Origin of the sequence: Dickeya lacustris, from assembly GCF_029635795.1 — a bacterium.
Lineage (GTDB): Bacteria > Pseudomonadota > Gammaproteobacteria > Enterobacterales > Enterobacteriaceae > Dickeya > Dickeya lacustris.
In genome coordinates, this window is the sequence record NZ_CP114280.1 from 2,527,657 (window position 1) to 2,543,441 (window position 15,785).

Sequence of the window (15,785 nt, forward strand, 5' to 3'; positions counted from 1 at the left end):
GCCTACGCGCAAAAATAGCGCTGTGAAAAAGTACGATGTAGCGTACAAATTTTCCGCTATTTTATACTTTACTTGCACAGCGCCAGCAGTATGATCGTGCCGCTGACTGGAGAGGGGAACCATGCTGGAATCACTTTTTTCTGCCGTGACGCACGGCGCTGAAATCAGCAGTGCGGTGGGTCATTCATCGCAAACTGCTATTGCAGCCGTGCTATGTGCAGTGTTAATCAATTTCTTCAGCTAATTCATCGCTGAATACACCAGAAAACTTACTGATATCATCACTGATATAAAATGCAAACAGCCCGCAAGACTGCGGGCTGTTTTTTTCATCATGCCATATTGCTCAACATGCGATATCAAATCACGCGAGAGAATTGCCGCTCACGCATTTTACTGCGCAAATAAACATCAAAGCACATACAGATATTGCGAATAAGCAGACGCCCTTTGGCCGTGACCTCAATGCTTTGCGGCAGAATGTCAACCAGGCCATCTTGCACCATCGGCTCCAGCAAGGCCAAATCTTCGCGGAAATATTCACGGAATGACACGCCATACGCCTGCTCAACAACCGTGAACTCCAGCCGGAAATGGCAAATCAACGCTTTAATCACATCGCGACGCAGGCAATCATCCTGTGTGAGCGTCACACCTCGCCACAGCGCATGCCCCTGTTGCTCAACCGATGCCGCATACAGCTTCAGCTCTTTTTGATTCTGGGCATAGCTATCACCAATCATACTGATGGCAGACACGCCTAACCCCAATAGGTCAGTCTCTCCCTGCGTGGTGTAACCCTGAAAATTACGGTGCAATTTGCCTTCGCGCTGTGCTATTGCCAGCTCATCGTCAGGTCGGGCGAAGTGATCCATACCAATAAACTGATAGCCAGATGCCGTCAGGTTTTCGATAGTTTGCTGCAAAATCGCCAACTTTTGCTCTGCATTCGGTAAGTCAGCCTCTTTTATTTTACGCTGGGCGGCAAACAGCGCCGGTAAATGCGCGTAGTTAAAGACACTGAGCCGGTCAGGGCGCAATTCGGCTACCCGTTGCAAGGTAAACGCAAAGCTCTCCGGCGTCTGCCTGGGAAGGCCATAAATCAGGTCGATATTGGTCGAAGCAAACCCCAACGCCTTGGCGCGCTCAATCAGGGCAAAAATGAAGGCTTCATCCTGCTCGCGGTTGACCAACCGCTGCACCTCTTTATTAAAATCCTGCACTCCCATGCTAAGGCGGTTAAAGCCTTCAGCACGGAGGTGGTCAAGCATATCAAGCTCAATTTCACGAGGGTCAACTTCCAGCGACAGCTCTGCCTGAGCGGAAAAGTGGAAATGCTGGCGTAACAGCGCCATCAACCGGCTGACCTGCGCTTTATTCAAAAAGGTAGGCGTGCCGCCGCCCCAATGCATCTGAGTAACCGTACGGTGGGCAAACAGTGGCGCACGTTGGTGAATCTCCCGCGCCAGATGCTCGAGGTACTCATCTGCTTTATGCTGCTGGCGCGTCACCAGCTTGTTACAACCGCAGAAGTAACACAGTTTATGGCAAAACGGGATGTGCAAATATAACGAAAGCGGCCGCTCAGGATAGCGCGCTACGGCGCTAGCAAATGCGGCGCTATCGTAACGTTCGCTGAATTCCAACGCCGTTGGGTAAGAGGTATAACGCGGCCCAGAATAGTTATATTTCTGGATCAGCGCCAAATCCCAGTCTATCGTCTGCCCGGACATACTGATTACTCCCTCCGATACCCCTTTCCTGATGACTGACGCCGGAACACGCTACGTTGCCCGCCCAAAACCGCTCGCTGTAGCCTGCCTTTACGCTTCGACAGGCACCACAGTTTAACCAACAGACCGGCTAAAAAACATAAAAGCAGTATGGCTATCAGTACAAACAGCGCTTTTAGCATCAATAACCGTCTTTCGGATTATTACGGCGCAGCAATTGCAACATATCCTCTTGCTGCTCTTCTTCGTCTTCGTCATCATCAAGATCGATACCCAACTGTTCCATCAGAATATCAATTCGATCCAGAGTTTCATCTACCCATGATTGCTCTTTGGCCGATAAGGTTTCCCCTCTCTCCAGCCTGTCCAGCAATGCATCAAGTTGTGGATCGTTTTCCAGTTTATCGAGCTCTTCTTGCGGCGATAAACGAACGATTTGTTCCTCGGCAACGACAGGTCTCGATACCGGCAATGCCGCGCCTTCTGGCAATAGTGGCACCGGTTTTTTACTGCCGATGCGCGGATCGCTAGCTTGCCCTGAGGACGCGTTCTGCTTTTTATTGCCAGTTCCCTGAGCACGGCTTCCTGCCACATGACCACGGTGTTTTTTCTGGCGTTTACGCGCGCGCGCTTCCTGATCTAACTCTTCGCGGCTTTTTCTTTTAATTTTTGGCGCGGAAACTTTACGTCCCGGGCCTTTGAATGGTTGTTTCATAGCATCAATCTCGGGTTCGGATGAGCGGATAAAAAGGAGAGTTGCGGCGGAATCTAGCAGAAAGCATACCAATAAAAAAGTGATCCTCGTCTTCAGGCGTGGTTTTATTTTTTCGCTCCGGGAAGTCACTGCCGATTGGCTAAAAACAGATAAACACCGCCTTTATCCTCTGTTACAGGTATAATCAGCCACATACACTGCGAACCCAGACAGAGACAAAGATTGTGACCCAACAATACAACTACCATGTGACCCATTTTGTCACCAGTGCGCCGGACATTCGTCATCTTCCTGCCGATAGCGGTATTGAAGTCGCCTTTGCAGGACGTTCTAACGCGGGAAAATCGAGTGCGCTGAACACATTAACGAATCAAAAAAATCTGGCCAGAACCAGTAAAACGCCAGGCCGAACCCAGCTTATCAACTTGTTTGAAGTCACACAGGGCGTGCGCCTGGTCGATTTACCCGGCTACGGCTATGCCGAAGTACCCGAAGAGATGAAACGCAAGTGGCAGCGAGCCTTGGGCGAATATCTGCAAAAACGCCAATGCCTAAAAGGGCTGGTGGTATTGATGGACATACGCCATCCGCTTAAAGATCTCGACCAACAAATGCTGGAATGGGCGGTGGCCACGCAGTTACCGGTTCTGGTACTGCTCACCAAAGCTGACAAACTGGCGCAAGGTGCGCGTAAGTCTCAGCTTAATATGGTGCGTGAAGCGGTATTGCCGTTAATGGGAGACATTCAGGTTGAAACATTCTCATCCCTGAAAAAAAGCGGTGTAGATAAATTACGCCAGAAACTCGATAACTGGTTTAGCACATTACCCCCGCAGGACGATGAGCCCACCGCTGACGCAGCCGAGTAACCGGGCTGCAACGATAGTACCGGCCTCTTCCTTCAGAATAGTGATATCAACCATTTATGCTACCGGGCTGGCTTTGGCATCGGTGGCATAAGTTTGAGTTATCAATAGATTTTCCGCGATGCAATAAAAAACGCCCCGGTCAGAAACCTGACCGGGGCGGCTAACATTCAGCCAAATCCGATTACGTGAAGTAAAAGGTCTGAAAGATAGAACATCTTACCTCTGTACCCTACGTGTTTAACTTTACCCCAATTCTTTTCTGGAAAAAAGGTTTTTTTGTTGTTTAATTTCATAAAAATCGGCGATGAATTAAGCAAAGCCAAACTCAGTCACATAATCCTGTAGTTTAATTACAGAAATCGCTCATCACTAGCTGTAAAAACCACCAAAAAGAGAATATGCAATATTTTTACCGGTATTGATGGCATTACGTCGAATAACACACTCGATGCTACCGCTCTCCATTCACAGTAGCCTTATCCAACCCATTTAGTGAGCCTGATCCCAATTACTTCCCGTACCAATATCAACCTGTAATGGAACATCCAGCTGCATACAGCCCTCCATTAATTGGCGTATTTTGGTGCGAGCTTCCTCAAGAACAGAGTGATGCACCTCAAACACCAGTTCATCATGTACTTGCATCAGCATCGTCACTAGCGGTTTTTCCTGTTGTAGCCAACCATCAATGGCAATCATCGCCTTTTTGATGATGTCCGCTGCGGTACCCTGCATCGGTGCGTTGATAGCCGCACGTTCCGCTGCCTTACGGCTCATGGCATTACGGGAGTGGATATCCGGTAAATAGAGACGGCGACCATCGAGCGTAGCGACGTAGCCCTGCTCTGCCGCTTGTTGACGCGTGCGCTCCATGTACGCCTGTACGCCAGGATAACGCTCAAAATAGAGATTCATGTATTTTTGCGCGTCGCTGCGGGGAATACTTAACTGACGGGCTAACCCAAACGCACTCATGCCATAAATCAGACCAAAATTAATGGCTTTGGCACTGCGTCGCTGCTCACTCGTTACCTTTTCCAACGGTAATCCAAATACTTCCGCCGCTGTTGCACGGTGGATATCCAACCCCTGTGAGAAGGCATTAAGTAGCCCGGCATCTCGTGATAAGTGCGCCATGATCCGTAATTCAATTTGCGAATAGTCCGCCGCCAAAATGCTAAACCCCTCAGGAGCAATAAATGCCTGACGAATCCGTCGGCCCTGTTCGTTACGCACCGGGATATTCTGTAAATTAGGATCACTGGATGAAAGCCGACCGGTTGCCGTTACCGCCTGATGATAAGAAGTATGCACCCGCTTCGTTTGCACATTGATCATCTGCGGCAACTTATCCGTGTAAGTCGATTTCAGTTTGGCCAACCCTCGATGCTCAAGAATCAATTTGGGCAGCGGATAATCGAGCGCCAGCTCCGCCAAGACTTCTTCGTTAGTCGATGGCGCGCCTTTCGGCGTTTTTTTAATGACGGGTAACTGCAACTTCTCGTACAGAATCGCCCCAAGCTGTTTAGGGGAGGATAAATTGAACGCCTCCCCGGCTAGTTCGTGTGCCTGAACTTCCAGTTCAGCCAGTCGTTGCGTCAGTTCCTGAGAATGTTCGGCCAAAATCGCGGTATCAATCAGCACACCGGTGCGCTCCATCCGCGACAACACCGGCACCAGCGGCATATCAATATTCTGGAAGACGTTGCAGAGTTCCGCCTGCGGTTTCAGCTTCGCCCACAGCGTTTCATGCAAACGCAATGTTACGTCTGCATCTTCGGCGGCATAAACCGATGCCTGCTCCAGTGGGATCTGATTAAAAGTTAGCTGATTCTTCCCCTTACCAGCGATCTCTTCAAACGTAATGGTTTTATGCTGTAGATAGCGTTCAGACAGGCTATCCATGTCGTGACGACCGGCTACGCTATCCAGCACATACGACTCCAGCATGGTATCAAACACAATACCGCGCAAATCAATGCCGTAACGGGCCATCACGCCTTTATCAAACTTCAGATTCTGGCCGATTTTACCGACAGCCGGGTCTTCTAACAGCGGTTTCAACAGCGTTAGCACTCGCTCGCGGTCAAGCTGTACTGGCGCATCAAGATAATCATGTGCCAGCGGTAAATACGCCGCCTCACCCGGTTTAATCGCCAGCGACACCCCGACCAGATTCGCGCTCAGGGTATCAAGCCCATCGGTTTCAGTATCAAACGAGAATAGCCCCGCAGTACGAATACGAGCGATCCAATCCTGTAAGGTAGGCTCATCCAGAATTGTGACATAACCATCCTGAGGTAACACACAAGCTATCTCATCCGGCGTAGCAGTAGGTTCACTCGAATCTTTTACAAATGGCACCGCAGGCTGGCTTTTCCTGCCGCTTTGCAACCATTGCCCTGCCTCAACATCCGCCAGCCAGCGTTTAAACTCATAGCGGCTAAACAGTTCACGCAATTCATCGCTGTCTAATTCATTGATGGTCAGTTGTTCACAGCCAAGCTCCAGCTCAACATCGGTTTTAATCGTCGCCAGTTGATAGGAGAGATAAGCCACTTCTTTATGCTGTTCCAGTTTCGCCGCCATCGTTTTGGCACCACGGAACGTCAGTGAGGCAATCTTATCCAGATTGGCATACAGCGCATCTAGCCCGCCAATCCCCTGCAATAACGCCTGGGCGGTTTTCTCCCCCACACCGGGAACGCCAGGAATGTTATCTGAGGAGTCGCCCATCAGTGCCAGAAAATCAATGATAAGCGCGGGCGGAATACCATACTTAGCACAGACCTCATCCGGCCCGAGAATAGTGTTATTCATGGTATTAATCAGCGTGACAGCAGGCGTAACCAATTGCGCCATGTCTTTGTCACCCGTGCTGATAAGCACTGCGCGGCCCGCTTTTTCAGCCTGTTGCGCCAATGTACCAATCACATCATCGGCCTCAACGCCTGGCACAGCGAGCAACGGCAGCCCCATGGCCTTGACCATCCGGTGCAACGGCTCAATTTGAGCGCGCAACTCCTCAGGCATTGGCGGACGATGGGATTTGTAATCCTCGAATAACTCATCACGGAACGTTTTGCCTTTCGCATCGAAAACAACTGCAACATGGCTGGGGTGATATTGTTGCAACAGGCTACGCAACATATTCAACACACCATACATCGCGCCGGTCGGCTCTCCCGCACTGTTAGTCAGTGGAGGAAAGGCATGATAGGCACGATAGAGATAAGAGGAACCATCAACCAGAATAAGGGGGTTATCCGCTATTTGAACCATGATATTTCGCAAACGTTAATTTCTGACATGGGGCTAAGGATGCCATAGCTGGCTGTGGGAAACGAATGCTAACGCGCAGCAGCGACGATATTTGCACAGCAATTCGCAAAAAAAACTGTGGATAACTTTGTGAATAGAAATTAACAGAGTGCTAACTTCTTCGATAAAACAGCGAGAAAAACAATTAAATATTTTAAATATCAATATATTGAAAATAAAAAACATGCCAATAATAGCTGAGAGAGCCTTTCTGCTAATGTGGATAGATATCAGATAAAAATATCTGAAAAAAAGCGATAACCTGGCCGTAGCAAAAGAAAATCCTGCTAAATCACCATCACTGAGTTGTTGTCAAAAAAAACGCCACACGAGATTATCGTGTGGCGTACGGTGGCAGTCACCGCGTGTTTATTTCTGGGAGAGCAGGAATTTTACAACGTCAGCATACTGTTTAACGTAACTATCCATAGAGCTGGTATCCAAACCATCGCTCTTTATCATATATTTACCGTTGACGAAAACAGCCGGGACACCGCGTAATTGCAAATCTGCGGCCGCTTTTTCTTGCTGGGCAACCAACGATTTAACGACAAAGCTATTTAACGCGCTGTCGTAATCTTCAGCTTTGACGCCCGCCATCAACAAATACCTGACGGATATCTTGCGTGGTTTTAACCGTCTGAGTTTTCTGAACGGCATCAAACATCAAAGGGCTGACTTTGTCTTCTACGCCGAGCGCAATCGCGACCGCCCAGGCCTGGGTCAGTTCTTTACCTAACTCGCCTAAAAAATCAACGTGGTATTTTGTCAGCTTAGTCTCAGCTGGTAATGATTTCTGAATCGCATCAGGAATATGGTAAACCTGTGCAAATTGGTAGCAGTGCGGGCAATAAAATGAGAAGAACTCCAGTACCTGAGGGGATTGTGCCGCCGGTTTATCCAATGTAGCGAATTGTTTACCATCAGAAAAATCAGCTGCTGATGCACTAAACGCCAACACTACGCCAACCAGCGCAAGCCATATCTTCTTCATATCCAATCGATCTCCATAAGTATCAGTACATTGGCGCTAGCTGTAGCGGTGGTTCCTGCAACAGCCTGACCTGTTCAGTAAAAATAATTACCTGCTTTTCCCAGAAATCCGCTTCCTTCATCCATGGAAAACTGCGAGGAAAAGCGGGGTCTTGCCAGCGATGAGCGACCCAGGCGAGATAATGAACCATACGCATAGCACGCAGTGGTTCAATCAACGCCAGTTCCGCGTCATCAAAAGAGGCAAATTCACTATACGCATCCAGTAAAATATCCAGTTGAATGCGTTGCTCATGACGCTCGCCATGCAGCAGCATCCAGAGATCCTGAATAGCCGGGCCATTACGCGCATCATCTAAATCGACAAACAGCGGCCCATCACGCCAGAGAATATTACCTGGATGGCAGTCACCATGCAGACGTCTGGCTTGCCATTTCGTATGCCAGTGCGTTTTCACTTCAGCCGCTAAACAGGTCGCCGCATTTAGGAAGGCTGTTTTCTGAGCGTCAGGAATGAGGAGCGTCTCGGTAAACGTTATCAACGGCGCATCAAGATACTCGCTAATCCCGAGCGTCGGGCGGGCCGTAAACAGGTTGCGCTCACCGGTCTGATGAATTCGTCCCAGATAACGACCAACCTGTTCCAGTTGTTCGTCATTGTCGATTTCGTACTGACGTCCGCCAACGCTTGGAAATACAGCGAACCAGAATCCATCATATTGATGAAGCGTTTTCCCCTGCAAAGAGCATGCAGCCACAACAGGGACTTCATCCTTTACCAGTTCAGCAGCAAAGACATGCTCTTCAAGTAACTGGGATTCGCTCCAACGCTGTGGGCGGTAAAACTTCACGACATAACGATGCCGGTCTTCATCAATGAACTGATAAACCCGGTTTTCATAGCTGTTCAGTGCTGTCAAACCAGAATCGACACGGATGCCCACAGACCAAAGCGCGTCCATAATGACATCCGGCGAGAGCGAGTGGAAATTGAATACGGCATCAGCCATGGTAAGCACCATCCCGTGATACCGTAATACAATGGGAGGCTATCTCAATCTTTAATAACGCCACGGGCGCGCAGTAATGCTGTTTTGAAGTCTTCTTCATAATCTTTTTGCAAGCCCGGTATAGGCTGCGTGTTATCCGCATCACGCAACTTTAAATGATAAATAAGGATATCATCAGTCAAATCACTAAGCGCCCCCTCAAACCCGGCTTCCTGTGCAAGTTTTTGTAAAAATTGCACCAAATTCAGATCCGGCTCTTTCTGCCACGCCGGATGCAGCAGTTCAATCAACTCATTTACACGATGACACTTCATTAATACATCCTCAACGATAAGTAACCACCCATTTAGTATGGGGAAAAATCTTGGCCTTACGCCATACTTTTCCGACAATATCACATCAAATTACGAAAGAGAGCAGACGATGATAACTGGTGTGATTCTAGCAGGCGGGCAATCCTCAAGAATGGGGGGAAATGATAAGGGGTTGATTGAGCTTGAAGGAAAACCGCTATATCAGCATGTCATTGAGCGTCTGATGCCACAAATAGATACATTGATCATTAATGCCAACCGGCACCATGAACGTTATCAACAAAGTGGCTATCCGGTGTGCGGCGATATCAATCAAGCCTTCTCAGGGCCTCTCTCCGGCATACTAACTGGCCTGAAGGTAGCGCAAACCGAGTGGGTCATCTTTGTACCCTGTGATGTCCCGGCGCTACCTCATGACTTGGTATCACGGCTTTGGCAACAGCGGGGAGATAAATTAGCCGTCTATGCCACAGATGGTATAAGAGCACACCCAACACTGCTGCTCATCCACACGTCATTGTTTCACCAGTTAAATATCTTCTTAACAGCAGGCGACAGAAAGCTCATGTTATTTCTGGCAAGCGTGGGGGCGAAATCGGTTTCATTTGCCGATCAACCAATGGCTTTTCGCAACTTAAATACCCCTGAAGACCTCGTTAATTGGCAGGACGATAATCATGGCTGAAATCCCCCTTCTGGCGATAACTGCACATAGCGGTACAGGAAAGACCACACTGCTCAAACAGCTCATACCTGAGTTGCACAAATACGGCATTCGGGTCGGAATCATCAAGCATACCCATCACGATATGGATGTCGATAAACCGGGTAAAGACAGTTATGAACTACGCAAAGCGGGGGCGAACCAGACGCTGGTGGCAAGTAATACCCGATGGGCACTGATGACGGAAACGCCTGAACAGCAAGAACCTGACCTGAACTTTCTGGCAAGCCGTATGGACCCATCTGCATTAGATATTATTCTGGTTGAGGGCTTCAAGCAGGAGAATGTGGCCAAAATCGCGCTTTATCGTCACACATTCAGCAACGATATCAGCACGCTAACAGATAAGCACACACTGGCGGTCGCATCAGACATTGAAATAGCGCTCGATATTCCCTGCCTGGATCTCAATCAACCATCACAGATAGCCACCTTCATACAAAACTGGCTGATGACATTATCCAGGGAGGCGTAACCTGCTAAACAGTGTGCGGAGGAGTATCAGGCGGTAGCCATATCTTCTGAGTACGGACGGGTCAGGGATACGCTGGCAAGCCTCGCGTCCCCCAACAATCTGCTTCTGAGCAATGATGGGTTGGTGTTTCGATAGCACCGGGTGAGACAAGCGGGCGGGGTGTCAGCACAGGGCGCGTGGTTTCATGCCTGACCGTGTGTTACGGCACAGCATGCGACGTGCCGGGCCCCCGTTGGGCACCCCCGCATAAACCGCACCCAAAACAAAAGGCCCGGTCTTTCGACCGGGCCCTTCGCCTTATTTAATGCCTGGCAGTTCCCTACTCTCGCATGGGGAGACCCCACACTACCATCGGCGCTACGGCGTTTCACTTCTGAGTTCGGCATGGGGTCAGGTGGGACCACCGCGCTGTCGCCGCCAGGCAAATTCTTTTTATTCCGGCCGTTATGCTCCGCTCTCACTTCCACATAACCACCCGAACCAATCTCTGAACAAGCTGAATCTATTCTCTGCGTCTCTCACCAAAACACCTTCGGTGTTGTAAGGTTAAGCCTCTCGGGTCATTAGTACTGGTTAGCTCAACGCATCGCTGCGCTTACACACCCAGCCTATCAACGTCTTCGTCTTAAACGTCCCTTCAGGGGCCTCAAGGGCCCAGGGAAGACTCATCTCGGGGCAAGTTTCCCGCTTAGATGCTTTCAGCGGTTATCTCTTCCGCACGTAGCTACCGGGCAATGCCATTGGCATGACAACCCGAACACCAGTGGTGCGTTCACTCCGGTCCTCTCGTACTAGGAGCAACCCCCCTCAATCTTCCAACGCCCACGGCAGATAGGGACCGAACTGTCTCACGACGTTCTAAACCCAGCTCGCGTACCACTTTAAATGGCGAACAGCCATACCCTTGGGACCTACTTCAGCCCCAGGATGTGATGAGCCGACATCGAGGTGCCAAACACCGCCGTCGATATGAACTCTTGGGCGGTATCAGCCTGTTATCCCCGGAGTACCTTTTATCCGTTGAGCGATGGCCCTTCCATTCAGAACCACCGGATCACTAAGACCTGCTTTCGCACCTGCTCGAGCCGTCACTCTCGCAGTCAAGCTAGCTTATGCCTTTGCACTAACCTCCTGATGTCCGACCAGGATTAGCTAACCTTCGTGCTCCTCCGTTACTCTTTGGGAGGAGACCGCCCCAGTCAAACTACCCACCAGACACTGTCCGCAACCCCGATTAGGGGCCCACGTTAGAACATCAAACATTAAAGGGTGGTATTTCAAGGTTGGCTCCATGCAGACTGGCGTCCACACTTCAAAGCCTCCCACCTATCCTACACATCAAGGCTCAAGGTTCAGTGTCAAGCTATAGTAAAGGTTCACGGGGTCTTTCCGTCTTGCCGCGGGTACACTGCATCTTCACAGCGAGTTCAATTTCACTGAGTCTCGGGTGGAGACAGCCTGGCCATCATTACGCCATTCGTGCAGGTCGGAACTTACCCGACAAGGAATTTCGCTACCTTAGGACCGTTATAGTTACGGCCGCCGTTTACCGGGGCTTCGATCAAGAGCTTCGCCTTGCGGCTGACCCCATCAATTAACCTTCCGGCACCGGGCAGGCGTCACACCGTATACGTCCACTTTCGTGTTTGCACAGTGCTGTGTTTTTATTAAACAGTTGCAGCCAGCTGGTATCTGCGACTCCCGTCAGCTTCGTCCGCAAGGGACTTCACCAACAGGAGCGTGCCTTCTCCGAAGTTACGGCACCATTTTGCCTAGTTCCTTCACCCGAGTTCTCTCAAGCGCCTGAGTATTCTCTACCTGACCACCTGTGTCGGTTTGGGGTACGATTCAATGTTACCTGATGCTTAGAGGCTTTTCCTGGAAGCAGGGCATCTGTCACTTCAGTACCGTAGTACCTCGTCATTACGCCTCAGTGTTAACAGCAGACCGGATTTGCCTGGTCCACCCACCTGCACGCTTAAACCGGGACAACCGTCGCCCGGATGACATAGCCTTCTCCGTCCCCCTTCGCAGTAACACCAAGTACAGGAATATTAACCTGTTTCCCATCGACTACGCTTTTCAGCCTCGCCTTAGGGGTCGACTCACCCTGCCCCGATTAACGTTGGACAGGAACCCTTGGTCTTCCGGCGTGCGGGTTTTTCACCCGCATTATCGTTACTTATGTCAGCATTCGCACTTCTGATACCTCCAGCAGCCCTTACAGGCCACCTTCACAGGCTTACAGAACGCTCCCCTACCCAACAACACATAGTGTCGCTGCCGCAGCTTCGGTGCATGGTTTTAGCCCCGTTACATCTTCCGCGCAGGCCGACTCGACCAGTGAGCTATTACGCTTTCTTTAAATGATGGCTGCTTCTAAGCCAACATCCTGGCTGTCTGGGCCTTCCCACATCGTTTCCCACTTAACCATGACTTTGGGACCTTAGCTGGCGGTCTGGGTTGTTTCCCTCTTCACGACGGACGTTAGCACCCGCCGTGTGTCTCCCGTGATAACATTCTTCGGTATTCGCAGTTTGCATCGGGTTGGTAAGCCGGGATGGCCCCCTAGCCGAAACAGTGCTCTACCCCCGAAGATGAATTCACGAGGCGCTACCTAAATAGCTTTCGGGAGAACCAGCTATCTCCCGGTTTGATTGGCCTTTCACCCCCAGCCACAAGTCATCCGCTAATTTTTCAACATTAGTCGGTTCGGTCCTCCAGTTAGTGTTACCCAACCTTCAACCTGCCCATGGCTAATCACCGGGTTTCGGGTCTATACCCTGCAACTTAACGCCCAGTTAAGACTCGGTTTCCCTGCGGCTCCCCTATTCGGTTAACCTTGCTACAGAATATAAGTCGCTGACCCATTATACAAAAGGTACGCAGTCACCCTGATAAATCAAGGCTCCCACTGCTTGTACGTACACGGTTTCAGGTTCTATTTCACTCCCCTCGCCGGGGTTCTTTTTCGCCTTTCCCTCACGGTACTGGTTCACTATCGGTCAGTCAGGAGTATTTAGCCTTGGAGGATGGTCCCCCCATATTCAGACAGGATACCACGTGTCCCGCCCTACTCATCGAACTCACGACCTGTGCATCTTCGTGTACGGGACTGTCACCCTGTATCGTGCGCCTTTCCAGACGCTTCCACTGACACACAAGCCGATTCAGGTTCTGGGCTCTTCCCCGTTCGCTCGCCGCTACTGGGGGAATCTCGGTTGATTTCTTTTCCTCGGGGTACTGAGATGTTTCAGTTCACTGCGTTCGCCTCACACACCTATGAATTCAGTGTGTGATAGTGTGTCGAAACACACTGGGTTTCCCCATTCGGGTATCGTCGGGTATAACGGTTCATATCACCTTGCCGACGCTTATCGCAGATTAGCACGCCCTTCATCGCCTCTGACTGCCTAGGCATCCACCGTGTACGCTTAGTCGCTTAACCTCACAACCCGAAAGTGTTTCGGGGTGCAAGTTTTTGAGAGACTCGAACAACACATGCATTCGCATACACATGCTGTCGTTTCAATTTTCAGCTTGTTCCAGATTGTTAAAGAGCAAGATAACGTAAACCTGACTATCTCTAATCAGCTTTAGGTTATCTTCGGGATATCCCTGACCGTGACTTTCACTCACCTGTCTTGTCATTGGCGTCCCCTAGGGGATTCGAACCCCTGTTACCGCCGTGAAAGGGCGGTGTCCTGGGCCTCTAGACGAAGGGGACATCTCTTGTCAGCTTCGCAAGACGCTTTTGACTCTTTTACTTCATCAGACAATCTGTGTGGACACCACGCAGGCTCTTCACTCGGTAAGGAGGTGATCCAACCGCAGGTTCCCCTACGGTTACCTTGTTACGACTTCACCCCAGTCATGAATCACAAAGTGGTAAGCGCCCTCCCGAAGGTTAAGCTACCTACTTCTTTTGCAACCCACTCCCATGGTGTGACGGGCGGTGTGTACAAGGCCCGGGAACGTATTCACCGTAGCATTCTGATCTACGATTACTAGCGATTCCGACTTCATGGAGTCGAGTTGCAGACTCCAATCCGGACTACGACGTACTTTATGAGGTCCGCTTGCTCTCGCGAGGTTGCTTCTCTTTGTATACGCCATTGTAGCACGTGTGTAGCCCTACTCGTAAGGGCCATGATGACTTGACGTCATCCCCACCTTCCTCCGGTTTATCACCGGCAGTCTCCCCTGAGTTCCCACCCGAAGTGCTGGCAACAGAGGATAAGGGTTGCGCTCGTTGCGGGACTTAACCCAACATTTCACAACACGAGCTGACGACAGCCATGCAGCACCTGTCTCAGAGCTCCCGAAGGCACACCCGCATCTCTGCAGGCTTCTCTGGATGTCAAGAGTAGGTAAGGTTCTTCGCGTTGCATCGAATTAAACCACATGCTCCACCGCTTGTGCGGCCCCCGTCAATTCATTTGAGTTTTAACCTTGCGGCCGTACTCCCCAGGCGGTCGATTTAACGCGTTAGCTCCGGAAGCCACGCCTCAAGGGCACAACCTCCAAATCGACATCGTTTACAGCGTGGACTACCAGGGTATCTAATCCTGTTTGCTCCCCACGCTTTCGCACCTGAGCGTCAGTCTTCGTCCAGGGGGCCGCCTTCGCCACCGGTATTCCTCCAATCTCTACGCATTTCACCGCTACACCTGGAATTCTACCCCCCTCTACGAGACTCTAGCCTGTCAGTTTTGAATGCAGTTCCCAGGTTAAGCCCGGGGATTTCACATCCAACTTAACAGACCGCCTGCGTGCGCTTTACGCCCAGTCATTCCGATTAACGCTTGCACCCTCCGTATTACCGCGGCTGCTGGCACGGAGTTAGCCGGTGCTTCTTCTGCGGGTAACGTCAATCGACAAGGTTATTAGCCTTATCGCCTTCCTCCCCGCTGAAAGTGCTTTACAACCCGAAGGCCTTCTTCACACACGCGGCATGGCTGCATCAGGCTTGCGCCCATTGTGCAATATTCCCCACTGCTGCCTCCCGTAGGAGTCTGGACCGTGTCTCAGTTCCAGTGTGGCTGGTCATCCTCTCAGACCAGCTAGGGATTGTCGCCTAGGTGAGCCATTACCTCACCTACTAGCTAATCCCATCTGGGCACATCTGATGGCAAGAGGCCCGAAGGTCCCCCTCTTTGGTCCGAAGACGTTATGCGGTATTAGCTACCGTTTCCAGTAGTTATCCCCCTCCATCAGGCAGTTTCCCAGACATTACTCACCCGTCCGCCGCTCGTCACCCAAGGAGCAAGCTCCTTTGTGCTACCGCTCGACTTGCATGTGTTAGGCCTGCCGCCAGCGTTCAATCTGAGCCATGATCAAACTCTTCAATTTAAGTTTGATTGTGTTTTCCGAAGAAAACGTGCTCAAAGAATTTACTGTTTATTCGTAATGAATTAACTGTTGTCACTCTTCAAGACTTTCACAAAAGTTTTTGCGAAGTGTCCTGCGAGTGCCCACACAGATTGTCTGATTAATTGTTAAAGAGCAGTGCGACCGGCCTGAGCCTGCTGTCGCGAGGTGGCGTATACTACGCTTTCCTCATGAAGAGTCAACGTTTATTTTCGTTTCTTCTTCGCTGACACCGCGTTGCGTTGCCGCTGTTGCCGTGTC

10 protein-coding genes, 1 tRNA gene, 3 rRNA genes and 1 pseudogene are annotated in these 15,785 nt (G+C 50.5%); 4 read left to right on the forward strand and 11 right to left on the reverse strand.

All coding sequences use genetic code 11. The features are described 5' to 3' along the window. Nucleotides 1–121: 121 nt before the first annotated feature. Nucleotides 122–244 carry a YshB family small membrane protein gene (locus tag O1Q98_RS11470; protein WP_145916220.1) on the forward strand — a complete coding sequence of 41 codons (123 nt, stop codon included), beginning with the start codon at nucleotides 122–124 and terminating at the stop codon, nucleotides 242–244. Between the two features lie 115 nt (nucleotides 245–359). On the opposite strand, the gene hemN is transcribed toward O1Q98_RS11470, so the two are convergent. Both hemN and yihI read right to left on the reverse strand, forming a co-directional pair. Continuing rightward, nucleotides 360–1,733: an oxygen-independent coproporphyrinogen III oxidase gene (gene hemN / locus O1Q98_RS11475; RefSeq protein WP_125261204.1), complete on the reverse strand. Its 1,374-nt coding sequence runs from the start codon at nucleotides 1,731–1,733 to the stop codon at nucleotides 360–362. A gap of 181 nt (nucleotides 1,734–1,914) precedes the next feature. Continuing rightward, complete coding sequence (yihI, locus tag O1Q98_RS11480) at nucleotides 1,915–2,448, reverse strand: Der GTPase-activating protein YihI (RefSeq protein ID WP_125261205.1); 534 nt, start codon at nucleotides 2,446–2,448, stop codon at nucleotides 1,915–1,917. A 221-nt stretch (nucleotides 2,449–2,669) separates the two neighbouring features. On the opposite strand from yihI, the gene yihA reads away from it, so the two are divergent. Beyond that, nucleotides 2,670–3,317 (forward strand): ribosome biogenesis GTP-binding protein YihA/YsxC, encoded by a 648-nt coding sequence (yihA, locus tag O1Q98_RS11485; protein ID WP_125261206.1) that lies wholly within the window; start codon nucleotides 2,670–2,672, stop codon nucleotides 3,315–3,317. A 167-nt stretch (nucleotides 3,318–3,484) separates the two neighbouring features. On the opposite strand, the gene spfP is transcribed toward yihA, so the two are convergent. The 5 genes and pseudogenes from spfP to O1Q98_RS11505 all read right to left on the reverse strand — a co-directional run bounded on the left by spfP (nucleotide 3,485) and on the right by O1Q98_RS11505 (nucleotide 8,955). Beyond that, complete coding sequence (spfP, locus tag O1Q98_RS19845) at nucleotides 3,485–3,532, reverse strand: small protein SpfP (RefSeq protein WP_071892919.1); 48 nt, start codon at nucleotides 3,530–3,532, stop codon at nucleotides 3,485–3,487. A gap of 274 nt (nucleotides 3,533–3,806) precedes the next feature. Continuing rightward, entirely contained in the window at nucleotides 3,807–6,599 is a 2,793-nt protein-coding gene (gene polA / locus O1Q98_RS11490) for a DNA polymerase I (RefSeq protein ID WP_125261207.1), read from the reverse strand. A gap of 408 nt (nucleotides 6,600–7,007) precedes the next feature. Further along, nucleotides 7,008–7,632 (reverse strand): annotated as a pseudogene (gene dsbA / locus O1Q98_RS11495) (thiol:disulfide interchange protein DsbA). Nucleotides 7,633–7,654: 22 nt separating this feature from the next. Further along, the gene (locus O1Q98_RS11500; RefSeq protein ID WP_205744291.1) at nucleotides 7,655–8,641 is read right to left on the reverse strand and encodes a serine/threonine protein kinase; all 987 of its coding nucleotides are present in this window, start codon (nucleotides 8,639–8,641) and stop codon (nucleotides 7,655–7,657) included. 44 nt (nucleotides 8,642–8,685) lie between these two features. Next, on the reverse strand, nucleotides 8,686–8,955 hold the full coding sequence (locus tag O1Q98_RS11505; protein WP_035345303.1) for a YihD family protein: 270 nt from the start codon (nucleotides 8,953–8,955) through the stop codon (nucleotides 8,686–8,688). Nucleotides 8,956–9,064: 109 nt separating this feature from the next. Between O1Q98_RS11505 and mobA the strand changes: the two genes are divergently transcribed. Then, on the forward strand, nucleotides 9,065–9,640 hold the full coding sequence (mobA, locus tag O1Q98_RS11510; RefSeq protein WP_125261210.1) for a molybdenum cofactor guanylyltransferase MobA: 576 nt from the start codon (nucleotides 9,065–9,067) through the stop codon (nucleotides 9,638–9,640). Beyond that, nucleotides 9,633–10,154: a molybdopterin-guanine dinucleotide biosynthesis protein MobB gene (gene mobB / locus O1Q98_RS11515; protein ID WP_125261211.1), complete on the forward strand. Its 522-nt coding sequence runs from the start codon at nucleotides 9,633–9,635 to the stop codon at nucleotides 10,152–10,154. The genes mobA and mobB overlap by 8 nt, the downstream gene beginning before the upstream one ends. 306 nt (nucleotides 10,155–10,460) lie before the next feature. On the opposite strand, the gene rrf is transcribed toward mobB, so the two are convergent. The 4 genes from rrf to O1Q98_RS11535 all read right to left on the reverse strand — a co-directional run bounded on the left by rrf (nucleotide 10,461) and on the right by O1Q98_RS11535 (nucleotide 15,506). Next, nucleotides 10,461–10,576, reverse strand: a 5S ribosomal RNA gene (rrf, locus tag O1Q98_RS11520). Between the two features lie 120 nt (nucleotides 10,577–10,696). After that, nucleotides 10,697–13,602 (reverse strand): 23S ribosomal RNA (locus O1Q98_RS11525). Nucleotides 13,603–13,805: 203 nt separating this feature from the next. Next, a tRNA-Glu gene (locus tag O1Q98_RS11530) sits at nucleotides 13,806–13,881 on the reverse strand. Nucleotides 13,882–13,966: 85 nt separating this feature from the next. Then, nucleotides 13,967–15,506, reverse strand: a 16S ribosomal RNA gene (locus O1Q98_RS11535). Together the 16S, 23S and 5S rRNA genes with 1 tRNA gene alongside form the textbook arrangement of a ribosomal RNA operon. Nucleotides 15,507–15,785: the final 279 nt, after the last annotated feature.

Excerpts from the sequence above, each read along its gene's own strand:
- O1Q98_RS11505 (WP_035345303.1), bottom strand. The coding sequence starts at position 8,955 with ATGAAGTGTCATCGTGTAAATGAGTTGATTGAACTGCTGCATCCGGCG.
- hemN (WP_125261204.1), bottom strand. The coding sequence starts at position 1,733 with ATGTCCGGGCAGACGATAGACTGGGATTTGGCGCTGATCCAGAAATAT.
- mobB (WP_125261211.1), top strand. The coding sequence starts at position 9,633 with ATGGCTGAAATCCCCCTTCTGGCGATAACTGCACATAGCGGTACAGGA.
- O1Q98_RS11500 (WP_205744291.1), bottom strand. The coding sequence starts at position 8,641 with ATGGCTGATGCCGTATTCAATTTCCACTCGCTCTCGCCGGATGTCATT.
- yihI (WP_125261205.1), bottom strand. The coding sequence starts at position 2,448 with ATGAAACAACCATTCAAAGGCCCGGGACGTAAAGTTTCCGCGCCAAAA.
- mobA (WP_125261210.1), top strand. The coding sequence starts at position 9,065 with ATGATAACTGGTGTGATTCTAGCAGGCGGGCAATCCTCAAGAATGGGG.
- polA (WP_125261207.1), bottom strand. The coding sequence starts at position 6,599 with ATGGTTCAAATAGCGGATAACCCCCTTATTCTGGTTGATGGTTCCTCT.
- O1Q98_RS11470 (WP_145916220.1), top strand. The coding sequence starts at position 122 with ATGCTGGAATCACTTTTTTCTGCCGTGACGCACGGCGCTGAAATCAGC.